This is a genomic window from Peribacillus sp. NPDC096448, from assembly GCF_044762675.1.
Classification (GTDB): domain Bacteria; phylum Bacillota; class Bacilli; order Bacillales; family DSM-1321; genus Peribacillus; species Peribacillus frigoritolerans_B.
The window spans coordinates 129,190-145,195 of sequence record NZ_JBIWEU010000001.1 but is presented as its reverse complement, the minus strand read 5'-3'; the positions used below and the strand labels follow the sequence as shown (position 1 = coordinate 145,195).

Here is a 16,006-nt window from a genome sequence, read left to right as displayed (position 1 = left end):
AAGAAAGTCAACGGTTTTTCATAAAAAGTTTTTTTCTTTTTTTTATGACCCAGGAAGCGGGGAAAAACGCTTCCTGTTCATTATACATGAAGTCATTCCATTTGATAAGCATTTCTTAGCTCCTCAACGATTTTTCCTTCAAGGTCATAATAGATGATTTCAAGTTCGTCCTTTCCGATATCCAAAATGGCATAGGTTTTCTCATTTCGTCCACGCGGCTGACGTATGCTTCCCGGGTTGATGAAGAGCTTGCCGTCAATCAATTCGGAGCCTGCAGCGTGAGAGTGACCAAAGCAAATAATATCCGTCCCTGTCTCTTCACTTTTATAAGCCAGGTTCATCAAGGTCATATTTATGTTATAGAGGTGTCCATGTGTAAGGAAGAAACGCTTGCCTGCGATGTTCTCCACAATGTCATTCGGATATGCCGAATCATAGTCACAATTCCCGCGAACGGCTAAGAACTCCGACATGTAAGGGTCATTCCTTTCCAACTCTGAATCACCGCAATGGATCATGGCTGCCACTTCTTGTTTATGACGGTCGGTTATCATGCTGATTTCATGAGTTAAGCCATGACTGTCACTCATTATTAGCACTTTCATCGTCACATACCTTCTTCCCTTTTTAGAAATAGATCAAGTTTTTCATCTAGAGCCCTCAATGCGTTGGCACGGTGGCTGATTTTGTTTTTTTCCTCTTTTGTTAATTCGGCGTTTGTTTTGCCCTGTTCCTCAACATAAAAGATGGGATCATATCCAAATCCATTCGTTCCTGAAGGCTGTTCCGTAATCAAGCCTTCCATCGTTCCCGATACCGTAATCGTTTCCTGGTTGGGTGACGCGAGTGCCAAGGCGCAATAAAATCTCGCCGTCCTATCCTCTTTTGGCACGCCTTCCAGTTCCCGGAGGACTTTTTCCGTGTTCGCTTCATCACTCTTGGACTCTCCAGCATAGCGCGCAGAATATACGCCCGGACGGCCCTCCAATGCATCTACAATCAATCCGGAATCATCTGCAATGACAAAGTGGCCTAGCTGATGGGCAATGGCCTCTGCCTTCAGGATCGCATTTTCTTCAAAAGTTGTGCCTGTTTCCTCAACATCCGGAGCACCCGGTACATCGAGAAGTGTTTTGACTTCATATCCTTTAGCAGAGAATAAGCTTTCAAACTCCTTGGCTTTCCCTTTATTTTTCGTTGCAATGATTACTGTCTTCATTTTTGATTTCACCCTTTTTTATTTTATCGGCGTGAGAGCTCTTTTTTGGGCTAAAGAAAGAATTTGCTGTAAATCGTTATATGTAAAAGCCGCTTCTTCTCCAGTGCCAAACGGACAAATTCAGCTCTGTCATTCATGATAAACAACGGCCGCTGAATTTTCCAGTTAGTTTAAGTCTAACACAACTCCCGCTTTTGCAATAACCCCAGAAATTGTAGTCTAACGTTTGTAATTTTCACTATGTTCAATGTGAATATCAACCTTTATGTCATTTATTGAGGTTTTATCAAAGGAATTAATCATTTCATTATCTCACTTATTGACATGGTATCTGTATGCCTTTTCACTTATGTTAAAAAGGTCTGTATTGATTTTCTCCAATGTCTCCAATGTCTTCAAAATATCTTCCTTAATTTTCATTTCTATTTTTTTTCAATTTTATTCATGTCCAAGTTATCTATATTTAGTTTCAATATACCATTTGCACTAACTTCTAAATCATATAAGGGTCTCTTATCTTGTTCCAATACAATGATTTTTGTTTTAGGTTTCAATATTTCAATACTTATTTTTTGTTTATTCAGGGAAAAAAAATCATTGTCGCCTTTTTTTCAACCCATTTTAGACCTATTAAATCTTGTTTACTTACGAACCCTTTGTACTGTTGCTTTGATAAAACATACCCACCATTTAACGATGGTATCTTTTTTTCTTTCCCGGCCTCTGAGTAATGATGCTCATTTATGACTATTGAAGGAATTAATATGGAACCCACCGGTTGATAAAATTTCGAAACAAGTTCACTGAATTTTAATGGGGGAATGAAATAGTTTTCATTTGTAACGGTCTCTGGCCTTTGAAGAACGAGAATAGGTTAGGAAGATTATAGAAACTTTCACTGTCAAAAACCTTTTTAATATCCTCGTTTGTAACAAATAACCATGAATTGTACCGCAATAAAGGCTCTTTTCCTACATACTCAATGAACTCCTTCATTTTCTTATTGATTACATCCTTACTTAAAATGAAGGAGTTAACATGTCCGATATAAAGAGGTAATGCTGCATTTTGTTCTAATTCACTATATGCTTCTTCTATACTTTCCCCTTTAGCTTCTCCAATAAGAGCAGAAGCTTTTTGTTGTAAGGAAGCGGCCCCCTCTTGTTTTGCTATATTCGCAAAATTTAAAGCTTGAAAATATATGATAAATTCACCCTTTTTATAATCAATCCCCAAGGCAGATCCATATGTTTGTGCTTGAATTCCCTTCATTCCCCAGCATCCAGTCGTCAAAAAGAGTTGACATCCAATAACTATAACTGCAATTAACTTTCTCATTTGTTTGAATTTATTTTCGATTTATAGTATGGGTATTAAAAAAAATAAGAGGCAGCTGCAGGCTGCCTCATTGTGCTATTCCTATATATATTTAAAAACTGCCTGTGTTGACTTTCTCTGGGCGGACCACTGGTTCGGATAATTTCTTGCCTTCTTCATTAAGAACATCTGCGCTGCCCTGCACTTGCACTTCAACGCTTTCAATTCCTTTCTGTTCCGTTAAGGAAAGGACCAAGGCATCAAGGACTTCTTGTGATACCTTTTTCTCTTTAAAGCTTCCAAGGATATTTTCGTTAAAATTCAGGCTGACCTTACCTTCTGCCACTTTAGGCTCGTCAAGTAAAGCTACATCACTCATGAACCCTGTTTGCAAGTTAGAACCCGAAGGACTCTTCGTTAATTCCTGAATGACGGCTGTAACATTATCAGACACCGTTTCGCTGATCCTGCGCGTCACCGGAACATAATAGGTGTACTCCTCGTCACCGCCTACATAATAAACGGTCAGTGCTTTGGTATTGGAAATGTCGACTACGTCACTCGTATCGATATTGATTCCTGACGACCTTGAGATATTTTCATCTATCGGTGTGCCATTGACCGGCATTTCGGAAATATCTTCCCCATTGATTCTCATTTGAATTTTTTCGACCGAATCGAATTGTGTCAGGGTCCATGTAATGGCTTGAAGGATTTTAAGTTCATCCTCTTTCTGATAGTTTTTGAACTCCGGCGAAAAGTCCGCCACAGCCACTCCGTCTTTAATGTTCACGCTTATTTGGGTATCGGCAGGAATGACCGCCCTGAATCCATTTGGAAGTTTATCCGTGACTGGTCCGTTATTGACAAGGTAATCAAGGGCCTGTTTAGCGACAGCTTCCGATTTAGGAAGTTCCAATGTCTGTGGAACCACATACCCGCTTTTATCAATTAAATACAACTCCGTCTTCACTGTTTTCGATTCTACAGCGCCTTCTTCTCCATCAGTCGCTGGCTTTTCTTCACCATTCGTTTCTGTTTCTTTTAATGAAGATTCATCCTCGACTAATGAAACATCCTTTGGCGGATCAATTTCCTTTTTCTCTTCACCGCCAAATAATCCGCAGCCCGAAAGCCAAAAAGAAGATGCCAGAATGGTCACAGCCATTGTTACTTTTGATTTATTGGACATAAAATCACTCCTAGGACAGTTTGTACTCCTATTTATACGAGCCCTAGGGGAAAATAGACCAATTATTTTTCTCTCTGATAATGGAGCTGAGCAATTTGCCCGTACTGCTGCATCTTAGTCAGCTTCATTGGGATTTCAGGAATTCCTGATTGGAACAATCGAATTCCATCCCCCAGTATAATCGGAAGGGATGGACAGGATCATTTCATACACCTGCATTCCCCTCATGAAATCACTCACAAATTCTGCACCACCGACAAGCCAGATTCGTTCACAAACTCCACATATCCTTCTTTCCCTTTCCCGCTTCTTGAAAAGACATAGCAGGCTTTATCTTGATAGGGAAATTCTTCTGCCAAAGTATGAATCTATTGATATATCTTATTTCCCATGATCACCGTATCGATACTATTATAGAAATCGCCGTATCCAATGTCCCCTTCCCCTTCTGTCTCTTCAAGCCAATCAATGCTTCCATCCTCTCTAGCAATATATCCATCAGGCTTGTAGCTATATGCATAACAATATGCTTTTTCATTTTTTCCCCTCATAAAAAAAGACTTCCAAATGGAAGCCTTATAAGTGATCGATTTTAATTGTTTCGATGTCATTGACATGAATACCGAGCCAGCTCGACGCGATGGAACCAAACATATCTCTTGAACCGGTTGTATAAAAATGATGAACTGGACGGAGCTTGCTTTTATTGATTAATTTATAGTAATCCAAAATGACACTTGCCTCACGGGCCGTCTCCTCCCCAGAGGAAATGACTTGTACTTCATCCCCCATATAGGAAGAGATTACAGGCCCCAGCAGTGGATAATGGGTACAGCCAAGGATCAGTGTATCGATCTTCGTTTTCTTCAACGGGTTCAAGGTTTGTGCCACGACCCTATTGACGATCCCCCCTTGAAACTCCCCGCTTTCTACGATTGGGACAAATTTCGGGCATGCTAAACTATCTACTTTCACATCGGAATTGATGGAGGCAAGTGCATCGTCATAAGCTTTGCTTTTTACCGTACCTTCCGTACCAATAACTCCAATATGCAAGGAATCAGAAACTTTCAATGCCGCCCTTGCCCCTGGATGAATGACACCCAACACAGGAATCGGAAGTATAGCCCTGATTTCATCCAGCACAGCTGCAGTCGCTGTATTGCAAGCGATGATCAGCATTTTTATATCCTTCTTCATCAAAAACCTCGTCATTTGCCATGTGAAGGTTTGGACATCTTTTTTTGTCCTCGGCCCATAAGGGCATCTTGCTGTATCACCTAAGTAAATTATATTTTCATTTGGAAGCTGACGCATGACTTCTTTAGCTACTGTCAAACCGCCTACCCCTGAATCAATGATGCCTATCGGTTGTTTCAAAAAACTCGCCTCATTTTTCTTTCATTTCTTGATGTAGTTTTACTAGAATCCCTTTGAGGGACATGATGTCAGATTCGCTAAAATTGACTAACACACCACTCAAGTACTGCTTCCGTTTATTAATCACTTCTTCGATTATCCGTTCACCTTCTTCAAGAAGGTGAATTCGAACCACACGCCGGTCCTTTTCATCCCTGACACGCTGGACAAGTTGATGTTTCTCCATGCGGTCAATCAAGTCCGTCGTTGTACTGAAGGCGAGAAACATCTTCGTGGACAATTCGCCAATCGTCATGTCGCCTGATTCAAAAAGCCATTGCAAAGCAACGAATTGAGGAATGGTAATTTTATAATCATGGAGAATTTCTCTCCCCCTTTGCTTAAGCCATGACGATACATAGCGCAATTCCTTCTCGATATCGGCTACATATGCCGCTTGCTTCTCTTCATCCATAAACACAGCTCCCCACTTCATGAAACTTATCATACTACCATTTTGGATGAAAGTGAAATGATTTTCAAGATTGATTGACTGGAATCATAATGAAACCCCCTCCATTAAAATAAGCAGCATCCAAAGAAGTCAAAACAACCAAGTCGTTTTGCCCTTCCTTATATGCTGCCAATGAACGGGAGAAAAATTATTTATAAGGCTTACGCATTAAGAGTTAACACATTAAAGCTTAAGTTCTCCCATACGAAGGAGTTCTATGACTGCCTGCGAACGTCCTTTAACTCCAAGCTTCTGCATCGCATTCGAAATATGGTTTCGAACTGTTTTTTCGCTAATAAACAATTCACCTGCGATTTCTTTTGTTGTTTTGTCTTGTACTAGTAACTCAAATACTTCTTTTTCTCTTTTGGTGAGTAATGGCTTATGAGTGAATTCGTTCTCCTTCAAGTAATGTTACCCTCCTTGCCTTCACCAGCATAAAACCCGGAGTGGGTGTCTATTTAGTCAAGATATAGTATGTCGGCTGGGGCAATGGAGTGACTCTTTTACTTGTCTAATTGGAAATATTTTCAGGAATGTTCCAGCACGGTATGCAGCATCGATCGCTTCATGTCTTCCGTCCAAGGCACCGGCTTCCCGGTGGCCTTGGAAACTTGCACAATCGTCCCCCTGCCCGTTAAACAAATTGAACCATCTTGTTTGGTCCCCATATAATGTATGTCCACTGAAGAATTTCCGATATGGTCAGCTTTCACATGGATCGTCAATTGATCATTGAAAAACACCTGCTTAAGGTAATCACACTGTAAATTGGCAACAACCGGCATCTCACCGCATTCAGCCGAGGTCCACTCCTTCATGAACCCCATACTGTTGAAATACTCAATCCGAGCTTCCTCAAAATAAGTAAAAGGAATCGTGTTATTCAAGTGCCCAAACATATCGGTTTCTGAAAAACGGACCTTAATCTCATGTTTAAAAGAAAAATCATTGATCCACTCCGTTATATTATCGATATATGATATTTTGCCCATCTTGGCACACCCTTTCTGAATTGAATGACTATTCACTCATTTTATAAGAAAACAACGATATTGAAAAGTATTTTATACTTAAAACCGTTTAAATTGCTTATTGCTCACTTCATTAATCAAATCCTTCAGCCTTTGCTGGAGCCATGCCGCAAACCATTTACACTTCGATCCTAGTTATCAATCGTTCTTACTGCCATGGGACCCCAAGGTTCAAAAAAAAGAGAAAAAAAGAACCCATATCATAAGATATAGGTTCTTTCATGTTCTTTATTAAACTTCATCGCTTCCGAAGAAGTTACGGAATTGTTGGATCGTAGTATCACGGTTCAACGCTGCAATCGAAGTCGTTAACGGAATGCCTTTAGGGCAAGACTGCACACAGTTTTGTGAGTTACCGCAGTTTGCAAGTCCTCCATCACCCATGATCGTATTTAAACGTTCAGCTTTGTTCATTGCACCAGTTGGATGTGCGTTGAATAAACGAACTTGTGATAATGGTTGTGGCCCCATGAAGTCTGAATTGCTGTTTACGTTCGGACAAGCTTCCAAACAAACACCGCAAGTCATACATTTAGATAACTCGTAAGCCCATTGACGTTTCTTTTCTGGCATACGCGGTCCTGGTCCAAGATTGTACGTTCCATCGATTGGAATCCATGCTTTTACCTTTTTCAATGAGTCGAACATACGGCTGCGATCGACTTGCAGGTCACGAACAACAGGGAATGTACGCATTGGAGCTAGACGAACCGGCTGCTCCAATTGATCGATAAGAGCTGTACATGATTGTCTTGGTTTACCATTGATAACCATTGAACAAGCACCACATACCTCTTCAAGACAGTTCATGTCCCATGCGATTGCTGTAGTGTGCTTGCCTTGTACAGTTACTGGATTACGACGAATTTCCATTAGAGCGGAAATTACGTTCATATTCGGACGGTACGCTAATTCGAATTCCTCATCATAAGGAGCTGAATCCGGTGTATCTTGACGAGTGATTATAAAACGGACTGTTTTAGTCTCAGATTTAGTTTCAACCATTTTTTTGCTCCCCCTCTTTAGTGTTTCGTAGTGTAGTCACGTTTACGCGGTGCGATCAGTGATACATCAATATCTTCATAATGGAATTCAGGTGCTTGATCCAAGCCTTTGAATGTTGCCATAGTAGTTTTCATGAATTCCTCATCATTACGTTCTGGGAAATCAGGTTTGTAATGTGCTCCGCGGCTTTCATCACGGTTTAACGCACCAATAGTGATTACACGAGCCAATTGCATCATGTTTTGCAGCTGTCTAGTGAATGCAGCCCCTTGGTTACTCCATTTTGCCGTGTCATTGATGTTAATTTTCTTGTAACGTTCCATCAGCTCAAGAATCTTGTTATCCGTTTCTTTCAGCTTGTCATTGTAACGAACTACAGTAACATGCTGTGTCATCCACTCACCAAGTTCTTTGTGAAGGACGTACGCATTTTCGTTACCATCAAGAGACATGACTTCATTCCATTTCTCTTGTTCTTGTTTTTCGTACCCTTCATACAATGAAGAAGGAATGGATTCTGAAGTTTTATCAAGGCCTTCAATATATTTAACGGCATTCGGTCCAGCGACTGAACCACCATAGATTGCAGAAAGAAGTGAGTTAGCACCAAGACGGTTACCGCCATGTTGTGAGTAATCACACTCACCTGCAGCGAATAAACCTTTGATGTTAGTCATTTGGTCATAATCAACCCAAAGTCCGCCCATAGAATAGTGAACGGCAGGGAAAATTTTCATTGGAACTTTACGAGGATCTTCACCCATGAATTTCTCGTAGATTTCAATGATTCCGCCAAGTTTAATATCAAGTAATTTAGGATCTTTATGTGATAGATCCAGGTAAACCATGTTTTCACCATTAATGCCAAGCTTCATGTTCATGCATACGTCGAAAATTTCACGAGTCGCGATATCACGAGGTACTAGATTACCATAAGCAGGGTATTTTTCTTCAAGGAAATACCAAGGTTTTCCGTCTTTATATGTCCAGATACGTCCACCTTCACCACGAGCGGATTCACTCATTAGACGAAGTTTGTCATCGCCAGGGATTGCTGTCGGGTGAATTTGAATGAACTCACCATTTGCATAATTTACACCTTGTTGATACACGATGGAAGCCGCTGATCCTGTATTGATCATTGAGTTGGTTGATTTACCGAAAATGATTCCAGGGCCGCCGCTTGCCATGATGACTGCGTCGCCAGGGAATGATTTGATTTCCATTGAAGTCAGGTTTTGAGCTACGATACCGCGTGCTGTTTGCTCATCATCGATGACAGCTCCAAGGAATTCCCAGCCTTCATATTTCGTTACAAGGCCTTCCACTTCATAACGGCGAACCTGCTCGTCCAATGCGTAAAGTAATTGCTGACCAGTTGTTGCACCAGCGAATGCTGTACGGCTATGTTGAGTACCACCGAAACGACGGAAATCAAGAAGACCTTCCGGAGTACGGTTGAACATTACACCCATACGGTCAAACATATGGATGATCGATGGTGCTGCTTCGCACATCGCTTTAACCGGCGGTTGGTTAGCCAAGAAATCTCCGCCATAAACTGTATCGTCGAAGTGGATATATGGAGAATCCCCTTCACCTTTTGTATTTACTGCCCCGTTGATTCCGCCTTGGGCACAAACTGAGTGAGAGCGTTTAACAGGCACTAAAGAAAATAAATCAACCTGTTGTCCCAGCTCTGCTGCTTTGATCGTAGCCATTAATCCAGCTAGACCTCCACCAACGATAACTATTTTACCTTTACCCAATTCTGTCACTCCCTTATTTCCATTAGCCAAGCTATGTTTTTCCTAATACTTATAGATGAACTCTATCTTCTTATACAAAAGCGAAAATTGCGCTGATCCCGATATAAGAAAGAAGAACGAAAACGATCAATGTAAAGTAAGTCATGATTCTTTGCGATCTTGGTGAAACTGTCAGACCCCAGCTCACAGCAAATGACCATAATCCATTAGCAAAGTGGAAGATTGCCGAGATAACACCAACAATATAGAACACAAGCATGAATGGACTAGAGAAAATATCCGCCATCATGTCAAAGTTAACTTCAGCACCCATAGCTGCTTGAATTCTAGTTGCCCATATATGCCAAACAAGGAAAATCAATGTTATGATTCCAGTTAAGCGTTGCAGCATGAACATCCAGTTACGGAAGAAACTAAATCTGCCTAAATTGTTTTTTGCTGTAAAGGCAATATAAATTCCGTACACAGCATGGAAAATGAGCGGTAGATAGATGACGACCCATTCCACCAAAATCTTCACGGGTGTAAACTCAATTAAATGAACTGCCCCATTAAATGTTTCTTCTCCTTTTGTTGCCATAAAGTTTACCGATAAATGAAAAATTAGGAATAGACCAATTGGAATTACTCCTAGAAGTGAATGAAGCCTGCGATTCCCAAACTCACGATTCTTTGCCACTAAGTGCCCCCCCTTAATTTGTGAAAAATCATGCAAAGATAATCTGGTGGCTACCTTTTATCTCCGCGTGAAAATACAGTATAGAGTCAAAAAAAAATCCTCAATACTTCCTTTACAATTATGTGACATGTCCATTTTACTCCTGACTTCTATGTGCGTCAAGAAAACGGATACAAGAAATCTCTTTTTCAGAATAGATTTTTTTGGATTAAATTGGCTATTTTTTGTTTGTCAAGGTGATATTTTGAATAAATTTCTAATTTACCTATTAATATCTCGGTATAATTTCTCATTTTTTTCCAATTGTTATTTAAATAAATAAAAAACAGTATAATTTGCAAAAGAAATACGTTTATAATAGATTTACAGAAAGAGGCGATAAATTATGAAAAAAAATATTGCTGCTGCGATAGAAGAAGAGATTCAAACTGAAGAAATTCAAACTGAAGAATTCCTGGTTCCAGCTTTCGGATACGAATTAATCAGAGAAGTTCTATTGAACGATATTCTCGGAAAAGACTCTAATCAAATCCTCTATTGGGCAGGTAAACAATTAGCAAGAAAATTCCCATTGAATGGCGATCAGGAAGTGATTGAATTTTTCCAAAGCGCTGGGTGGGGCAATCTGGAAATCTTGAAGTATACGAAACACGAAATGGAATTATCCCTGACGGGTGAAATAATCAGCCGCCGCCTGGATTTACACCCTGATTGTCACTTCCAGCTTGAAGCCGGTTTCCTTGCCGAGCAGTTTACACTGCAAAAGAAATTCCTCAGCGAATCAACGGAAGAAATCAAACGCCGCGCAAAAAAAGTGATATTCACCATCCAATGGGATCCCAGAGATCCAATCTAATGAGCCCTTAAAACAGACTTACCCTTTTTACCGGAAGTCTGTTTTTTATTGGACTCATGACACTTAAGCTAGCACATTTGCATGCTGACCAAGTTTAAATGCTTCATGAAGGGATTCAACCGCCTTCACCATTTCCTTTTCATTGATGACAGTCGAAACTTTAATTTCCGATGTGCTGACCATTTTCACTTGGATGCCTGTATTGGCCATCACTTCAAACATCTCGGCAGCCACTCCCGGATTGGATACCATACCAGAACCGACGATGGACACTTTGGCCAACCCGCTCTCCGTTTCGACCCGGTCGAATCCCAAGTGTTCTTTATTATTTTCCAGCACAATCAAGGCCGCTTCCGTATCTTCACTTTTTGTGGAAAAAGATAGATTGGTCGTATCCTCGGCAGTCATGCTTTGAATGATGATGTCCACATTGATCCGGTTTTTCGCAAGTGTCGTGAAGATAGTGGATAATGCACCAAGTGATTGGGGCAAACCATATATTGTGACCCTCGTAATGCTGTCTTCAAAAGCAATGCCGCGTACAATTAAGTTTTCTTCCATAGTTGCTTCCTCCTCTATGATCGTTCCTGATTCTCTCTCCATGCTTGAACGGACTTCAAGCGGAATTTGATAATTTTTTGCATATTCGACAGCCCTTGGATGAAGGACGCCCGCCCCGAGGTTGGCAAGTTCCAGCATTTCATCGTAAGAAATGGATTGGAGTTTTCGCGCGCCTTTTATGTAGCGTGGGTCCGTTGTGAAAACACCCGTTACATCCGTATAAATATCGCATCTATCCGCATTCAGCGCTGCAGCGATGGCAACCGCCGTCGTATCGGAACCGCCTCGCCCTAAGGTAGTGATTTCCCCATTTGCATCGTTACCCTGGAAACCGGCTACGACCACTATTTTCTTCTCCTGAAGCTGAGCTTGGATCCTCGTGGCATCGATGTTTAAAATCCGGGCATTCCCATGAACGGATTCCGTTTCCATGCCAGCCTGCCAGCCAGTATACGAAATGGCTTCATGTCCTTCTTCAATCAATGCCATCGTTAACAGGGAAATCGTTACCTGTTCCCCAGTGGTCAATAGCATATCCATTTCCCTCTTGCTAGGGGATCCGGAAATATCACGGGCCATGGAAACCAATTGGTCCGTTGTTTTCCCCATAGCTGAAACAACGACGACAACCTCATTTCCATTCTCCGCTTCCTCGATTACCCGATTGGCAACATTTTTGATTTTTTCTACGCTACCGACGGATGTTCCGCCGAATTTTTGAACGATTAATGCCATCCTCATGCACCCTCTCTACTTTTTAGGCAATAAAAAAAGCAATGAGAAATATCTCATTGCTGTGGTCACATACCCTAATACTGTAAACACAGTGAGATAGCTCTCCAGGGTATAAACCCTGACAATCCGCCATTTATTAAATGTCGGACCAGGAGAACAAGGTATGAGTCTTGTCTTCCTTCGGCGTCGTCCCCTTTCAAAACCTTTCATGGAAGCTCATACTTCTCCAGGTTTTTACTCTTGAATTCCGCACCTCTATCAGCACTTTTAAGTTGTCTAGTTAAAAATTCCTTTTAATCATAGCATAGAGATTCATCGGTAGCAAGATTATTCTTGTAGTTTTCTAACGATTCCCTCGGCTACCCCTTTTGGCATGCCAGCTTCCATGATTTCCTCGGCCGTTGCCTCTTTGATTTTCTTCAATGATCCAAAATGCCTTAATAATTGCTTCCTTCGCTTTTCCCCGACTCCTGGAATATCATCAAGCTGGGAGTGAACCGCATTTTTCCCGCGAAGCTGACGATGAAACGTAATCGCGAACCGGTGCACTTCATCCTGAATTCTTTGCAATAGGTAAAATTCCTGGCTCCGTGAATCAAGAGGTACGAGTTCAAGCGGATTTCCGATCATCAATTGCGAGGTCCTATGCTTTTCATCCTTAATGAGGCCTGAAAGTGGAATATCAAGGCCCAATTCATTTTCGAGAATATCCCGCACTGCTTCGACATGTCCCTTTCCGCCATCAATGATGATCAAATCCGGAAGCGGCAGCCCTTCTTTCAATACTCGTGAATATCTTCTTCTGACCACTTCACGCATCGATTCATAATCATCAGGTCCCTGGACCGTCTTGATTTTATATTTTCGGTACTCTCTTTTTTCCGGCTTCCCATCAATGAACACGACTAAAGCGGAAACGGGGTCACTTCCCTGGATATTGGAGTTATCGAAAGCTTCAATTCGATGCGGGGTGTAGATACCCAGTTGTTTCCCGAGGTTTTCCACCGCATTGATCGTTCTTTCTTCATCTCTTTCAATCAAAGAGAATTTTTCCTGAAGGGCGATGGAGGCATTTTTATTCGCCAATTTAAGCATGTCTTTTTTCGCTCCCCGTTTCGGGTGAATCGTTTTGACACCAAGCAGCCCTTCGGCCATTTCGGCATCCACTGATTCAGGCAGCAAGATTTCCTTTGGTTTAAAGTGGTTCGTAATCTCGTAAAACTGACCGAGGAATGTAAGAAGTTCCTGTTCGGGTTCATCGTAGACCGGAAAAAGTGAAACATCCCTTTCTATCAATTTACCCTGACGGACAAAAAATACCTGAACGCACATCCAGCCTTTATCATAGGCAAAGCCAAATACATCCCTGTCGATGAAATCGGTCGTCATCATTTTCTGCTTCTCCATCGTAATATCGATGTGGGCAATCTTGTCACGGAACTCCTTGGCCCTCTCGAAATCGAGCTCTTCCGATGCCTCTAGCATTTTTTCAGTCAGTTCTTTTTTTATTTCAGTATGCCCGCCGTTCAAGAACCGGTTGATATCATCGACCATTTTTTTATATTCCTGTTCCTCTACATCATATACACATGGGGCCAGGCACTGGCCTAGGTGATAGTAGAGACAAACGCGATCAGGTAAAGTATTGCATTTCCTTAAGGGATAGATGCGGTCGAGCAATTTTTTCGTTTCGTTGGCTGCAAATGCATTCGGATAAGGACCGAAATATTTCCCTTTGTCTTTTTTGACTTTTCGCGTAATGATGAGACGCGGGTGGCGTTCCGCAGTCAGCTTGATGAAAGGATACGTCTTATCATCCTTTAGCATGACATTATATTTTGGGTCATGTTTTTTGATTAAGTTCAACTCTAAAATAAGAGCTTCGATATTGGAAGAGGTGACGATGTATTCGAAATCCTCAATCTCATTCACGAGCCGAAATGTTTTCCCATCATGAGATCCCGTAAAATAAGAACGGACACGATTTTTCAACACCTTCGCTTTGCCTACATATATGATCGTTCCCTGACGATCTTTCATTAAATAACAACCAGGTTGATCGGGAAGAAGGGCAAGTTTATTCTTTATTTGTTGATTCATGCATTCAGCCTCCTGTTCTCCCATTTTTACAATCATTATATATCAAGATAGCGAAAAAAGCTTCAAGTCCGCAGACTTGAAGCTTTTTTTAGCTAACTTACTATTACGCGTGTTTTGCAATAAGTTCAGCAAGTGCTTCTTTAGGTTGGAAACCAACAACCTTATCAACCACTTCACCGTCTTTAAGGACGATTAATGTCGGGATGCTCATCACACCGAATTTTCCAGCTGTTTCTTGGTTTTCATCTACATCCACTTTTACGATTTTTGCTGTATCGCCAATTTCAGTATCAAGCTCTTGAAGAACAGGAGCGATCATTTTACAAGGTCCACACCATGGAGCCCAAAAATCTACAAGAACGACACCTTCGCTAGTATCTGTTGTGAAAGTTTGGTCAGTTGCATTTACAATAGCCATATATAATTCCTCCTCAAATTTACTCAAATAACTAAAGACAGTATAACATTGTTGCTCGAATCGATGCTAATATTTTGCTTCAGTGGTAGGATGTCCAAAAAAAGAGTAAATATGCAGGCCAAAATCCTTGCCTATCTGCATAAAGGGGCAAGACATGTATCGGCTTATGCCGAATGTCTTGCCCCTCATCTGTATTATTTCTATTACGCGTTAACTTTAAGTTTTTTGAATTCTTCCGTAAGTAATGGAACGACTTCGAAAAGGTCTCCGACAATTCCATAATCAGCCACATTGAATATGTTAGCTTCCGGGTCTTTATTGATGGCAACGATAACCTTGGAGTTGGACATTCCCGCTAAATGCTGGATCGCACCGGAAATTCCGCAAGCGATATAAAGGTCAGGTGTTACGACTTTACCCGTTTGCCCGATTTGCAATGAGTAATCGCAATAGTCCGCATCACATGCTCCGCGGGAAGCTCCTACCGCTCCGCCAAGAACCTGTGCCAGTTCCTTTAATGGTTCAAAACCATCTTCACTTTTCACGCCACGGCCACCCGCGATGACTACTTTCGCTTCTGAAAGGTCGACCCCTTCACTGGCTTTTCTAACAACGTCTTTAATGATTGTCCGTAAGTCCTTAATATCCACATTTAATGTAGAAACATCACCAGAGCGGGACTCATCTTTCGCTAATGGTTCGATATTGTTCGGACGGATTGTCGCGAAAATCACGCCATCTGTAACAATTTTCTTTTCAAATGCTTTACCAGAATATATCGGACGGGTGAAAACGATATTTCCACCTTCTTCTTCAATGGATGTAACGTCGGAGATCAATCCTGATTCAAGCTTTCCAGCCAATTTAGGTGCAAGGTCTTTTCCTAGCGCAGTATGTCCAAAGAAAATCCCTTCCGGCTTTTCCTGCTCGATGACGGCAAGCAAGCTTTGCGCATATCCATCTGAAGTATATTGTTTCAATTGATCATTTTCGACTGCAATAACCCGGTCTGCACCATACTGGATCAATTCATTACCGAAATTTTGAACACTGTCACCAACTAAAACACCAACGATTTCCCCGCCATCCGCAGCAAGCTTAGCCGCACCGATAGCTTCAAATGATACATTTCTTAGTGAACCATCACGAACTTCGCCCAATACAAGAAACTTTCTAGCCATTTATAAAAACCTCCTGTGCTTTTTTTCTTTTTGTCGTGTGTTGTTGTTTTGAACAGTACCGTATCGA

At 41.3% G+C, this 16,006-nt stretch carries 17 protein-coding genes and 1 riboswitch; of the genes, 1 reads left to right on the top strand and 16 read right to left on the bottom strand.

The annotated features are described in order from the left end of the window. Window positions 1–92: 92 nt before the first annotated feature. The 12 genes from ACIQ0C_RS00690 to ACIQ0C_RS00635 all read right to left on the bottom strand — a co-directional run bounded on the left by ACIQ0C_RS00690 (window position 93) and on the right by ACIQ0C_RS00635 (window position 10,088). Window positions 93–605 (bottom strand): metallophosphoesterase, encoded by a 513-nt coding sequence (locus ACIQ0C_RS00690; protein WP_403055973.1) that lies wholly within the window; start codon window positions 603–605, stop codon window positions 93–95. Window positions 606–607: 2 nt separating this feature from the next. Beyond that, window positions 608–1,219 carry an XTP/dITP diphosphatase gene (locus ACIQ0C_RS00685; RefSeq protein ID WP_403055970.1) on the bottom strand — a complete coding sequence of 204 codons (612 nt, stop codon included), beginning with the start codon at window positions 1,217–1,219 and terminating at the stop codon, window positions 608–610. Between the two features lie 810 nt (window positions 1,220–2,029). After that, window positions 2,030–2,491 carry a Ger(x)C family spore germination protein gene (locus ACIQ0C_RS00680; RefSeq protein ID WP_403055967.1) on the bottom strand — a complete coding sequence of 154 codons (462 nt, stop codon included), beginning with the start codon at window positions 2,489–2,491 and terminating at the stop codon, window positions 2,030–2,032. A gap of 157 nt (window positions 2,492–2,648) precedes the next feature. Then, window positions 2,649–3,728, bottom strand: coding sequence for a GerMN domain-containing protein (locus ACIQ0C_RS00675; RefSeq protein WP_402835250.1), 1,080 nt, complete (start codon window positions 3,726–3,728; stop codon window positions 2,649–2,651). A gap of 368 nt (window positions 3,729–4,096) precedes the next feature. Further along, window positions 4,097–4,279, bottom strand: coding sequence for a dihydrofolate reductase family protein (locus ACIQ0C_RS00670; protein ID WP_403055964.1), 183 nt, complete (start codon window positions 4,277–4,279; stop codon window positions 4,097–4,099). 25 nt (window positions 4,280–4,304) lie between these two features. After that, window positions 4,305–5,108 carry a glutamate racemase gene (gene racE / locus ACIQ0C_RS00665; protein ID WP_403055961.1) on the bottom strand — a complete coding sequence of 268 codons (804 nt, stop codon included), beginning with the start codon at window positions 5,106–5,108 and terminating at the stop codon, window positions 4,305–4,307. A 10-nt stretch (window positions 5,109–5,118) separates the two neighbouring features. Then, window positions 5,119–5,562, bottom strand: a complete 444-nt coding sequence (locus ACIQ0C_RS00660; RefSeq protein WP_402835253.1) for a MarR family winged helix-turn-helix transcriptional regulator — start codon at window positions 5,560–5,562, stop codon at window positions 5,119–5,121. 222 nt (window positions 5,563–5,784) lie between these two features. Beyond that, entirely contained in the window at window positions 5,785–6,009 is a 225-nt protein-coding gene (locus ACIQ0C_RS00655) for a helix-turn-helix domain-containing protein (protein ID WP_028392149.1), read from the bottom strand. Between the two features lie 122 nt (window positions 6,010–6,131). After that, window positions 6,132–6,596 carry an acyl-CoA thioesterase gene (locus tag ACIQ0C_RS00650; protein ID WP_402835254.1) on the bottom strand — a complete coding sequence of 155 codons (465 nt, stop codon included), beginning with the start codon at window positions 6,594–6,596 and terminating at the stop codon, window positions 6,132–6,134. 270 nt (window positions 6,597–6,866) lie between these two features. Next, window positions 6,867–7,640, bottom strand: a complete 774-nt coding sequence (sdhB, locus tag ACIQ0C_RS00645; RefSeq protein ID WP_048689018.1) for a succinate dehydrogenase iron-sulfur subunit — start codon at window positions 7,638–7,640, stop codon at window positions 6,867–6,869. Between the two features lie 17 nt (window positions 7,641–7,657). Further along, complete coding sequence (gene sdhA / locus ACIQ0C_RS00640) at window positions 7,658–9,409, bottom strand: succinate dehydrogenase flavoprotein subunit (RefSeq protein ID WP_095390769.1); 1,752 nt, start codon at window positions 9,407–9,409, stop codon at window positions 7,658–7,660. A gap of 70 nt (window positions 9,410–9,479) precedes the next feature. Further along, entirely contained in the window at window positions 9,480–10,088 is a 609-nt protein-coding gene (locus ACIQ0C_RS00635; RefSeq protein WP_402835255.1) for a succinate dehydrogenase cytochrome b558 subunit, read from the bottom strand. Window positions 10,089–10,473: 385 nt separating this feature from the next. On the opposite strand from ACIQ0C_RS00635, the gene ACIQ0C_RS00630 reads away from it, so the two are divergent. Beyond that, window positions 10,474–10,944 (top strand): YslB family protein, encoded by a 471-nt coding sequence (locus ACIQ0C_RS00630; protein ID WP_101222837.1) that lies wholly within the window; start codon window positions 10,474–10,476, stop codon window positions 10,942–10,944. A gap of 63 nt (window positions 10,945–11,007) precedes the next feature. Here ACIQ0C_RS00630 and ACIQ0C_RS00625 read toward each other — a convergent pair whose 3' ends face one another. The 4 genes from ACIQ0C_RS00625 to ACIQ0C_RS00610 all read right to left on the bottom strand — a co-directional run bounded on the left by ACIQ0C_RS00625 (window position 11,008) and on the right by ACIQ0C_RS00610 (window position 15,939). After that, window positions 11,008–12,240 (bottom strand): aspartate kinase, encoded by a 1,233-nt coding sequence (locus ACIQ0C_RS00625; RefSeq protein WP_403055958.1) that lies wholly within the window; start codon window positions 12,238–12,240, stop codon window positions 11,008–11,010. A gap of 89 nt (window positions 12,241–12,329) precedes the next feature. Continuing rightward, window positions 12,330–12,506, bottom strand: a riboswitch (Lysine riboswitch). A gap of 61 nt (window positions 12,507–12,567) precedes the next feature. Beyond that, the gene (uvrC, locus tag ACIQ0C_RS00620) at window positions 12,568–14,340 is read right to left on the bottom strand and encodes an excinuclease ABC subunit UvrC (protein WP_053535876.1); all 1,773 of its coding nucleotides are present in this window, start codon (window positions 14,338–14,340) and stop codon (window positions 12,568–12,570) included. Window positions 14,341–14,443: 103 nt separating this feature from the next. After that, a complete protein-coding gene (trxA, locus tag ACIQ0C_RS00615; protein ID WP_483878355.1) occupies window positions 14,444–14,785 on the bottom strand; it encodes a thioredoxin in 342 nt (113 codons plus the stop codon). Between the two features lie 176 nt (window positions 14,786–14,961). Continuing rightward, entirely contained in the window at window positions 14,962–15,939 is a 978-nt protein-coding gene (locus ACIQ0C_RS00610) for an electron transfer flavoprotein subunit alpha/FixB family protein (RefSeq protein ID WP_403055955.1), read from the bottom strand. Between the last annotated feature and the right edge of the window lie 67 nt (window positions 15,940–16,006).

Bases quoted from the DNA above. Each gene is read 5' to 3' on its own strand.
- uvrC (WP_053535876.1), bottom strand. From the start codon at position 14,340: ATGAATCAACAAATAAAGAATAAACTTGCCCTTCTTCCCGATCAACCT.
- ACIQ0C_RS00675 (WP_402835250.1), bottom strand. From the start codon at position 3,728: ATGTCCAATAAATCAAAAGTAACAATGGCTGTGACCATTCTGGCATCT.
- ACIQ0C_RS00680 (WP_403055967.1), bottom strand. From the start codon at position 2,491: ATGAAGGGAATTCAAGCACAAACATATGGATCTGCCTTGGGGATTGAT.
- ACIQ0C_RS00690 (WP_403055973.1), bottom strand. From the start codon at position 605: ATGAAAGTGCTAATAATGAGTGACAGTCATGGCTTAACTCATGAAATC.
- ACIQ0C_RS00670 (WP_403055964.1), bottom strand. From the start codon at position 4,279: ATGAGGGGAAAAAATGAAAAAGCATATTGTTATGCATATAGCTACAAG.
- ACIQ0C_RS00630 (WP_101222837.1), top strand. From the start codon at position 10,474: ATGAAAAAAAATATTGCTGCTGCGATAGAAGAAGAGATTCAAACTGAA.
- ACIQ0C_RS00660 (WP_402835253.1), bottom strand. From the start codon at position 5,562: ATGGATGAAGAGAAGCAAGCGGCATATGTAGCCGATATCGAGAAGGAA.
- ACIQ0C_RS00625 (WP_403055958.1), bottom strand. From the start codon at position 12,240: ATGGCATTAATCGTTCAAAAATTCGGCGGAACATCCGTCGGTAGCGTA.
- sdhB (WP_048689018.1), bottom strand. From the start codon at position 7,640: ATGGTTGAAACTAAATCTGAGACTAAAACAGTCCGTTTTATAATCACT.
- ACIQ0C_RS00610 (WP_403055955.1), bottom strand. From the start codon at position 15,939: ATGGCTAGAAAGTTTCTTGTATTGGGCGAAGTTCGTGATGGTTCACTA.
- ACIQ0C_RS00685 (WP_403055970.1), bottom strand. From the start codon at position 1,219: ATGAAGACAGTAATCATTGCAACGAAAAATAAAGGGAAAGCCAAGGAG.
- ACIQ0C_RS00650 (WP_402835254.1), bottom strand. From the start codon at position 6,596: ATGGGCAAAATATCATATATCGATAATATAACGGAGTGGATCAATGAT.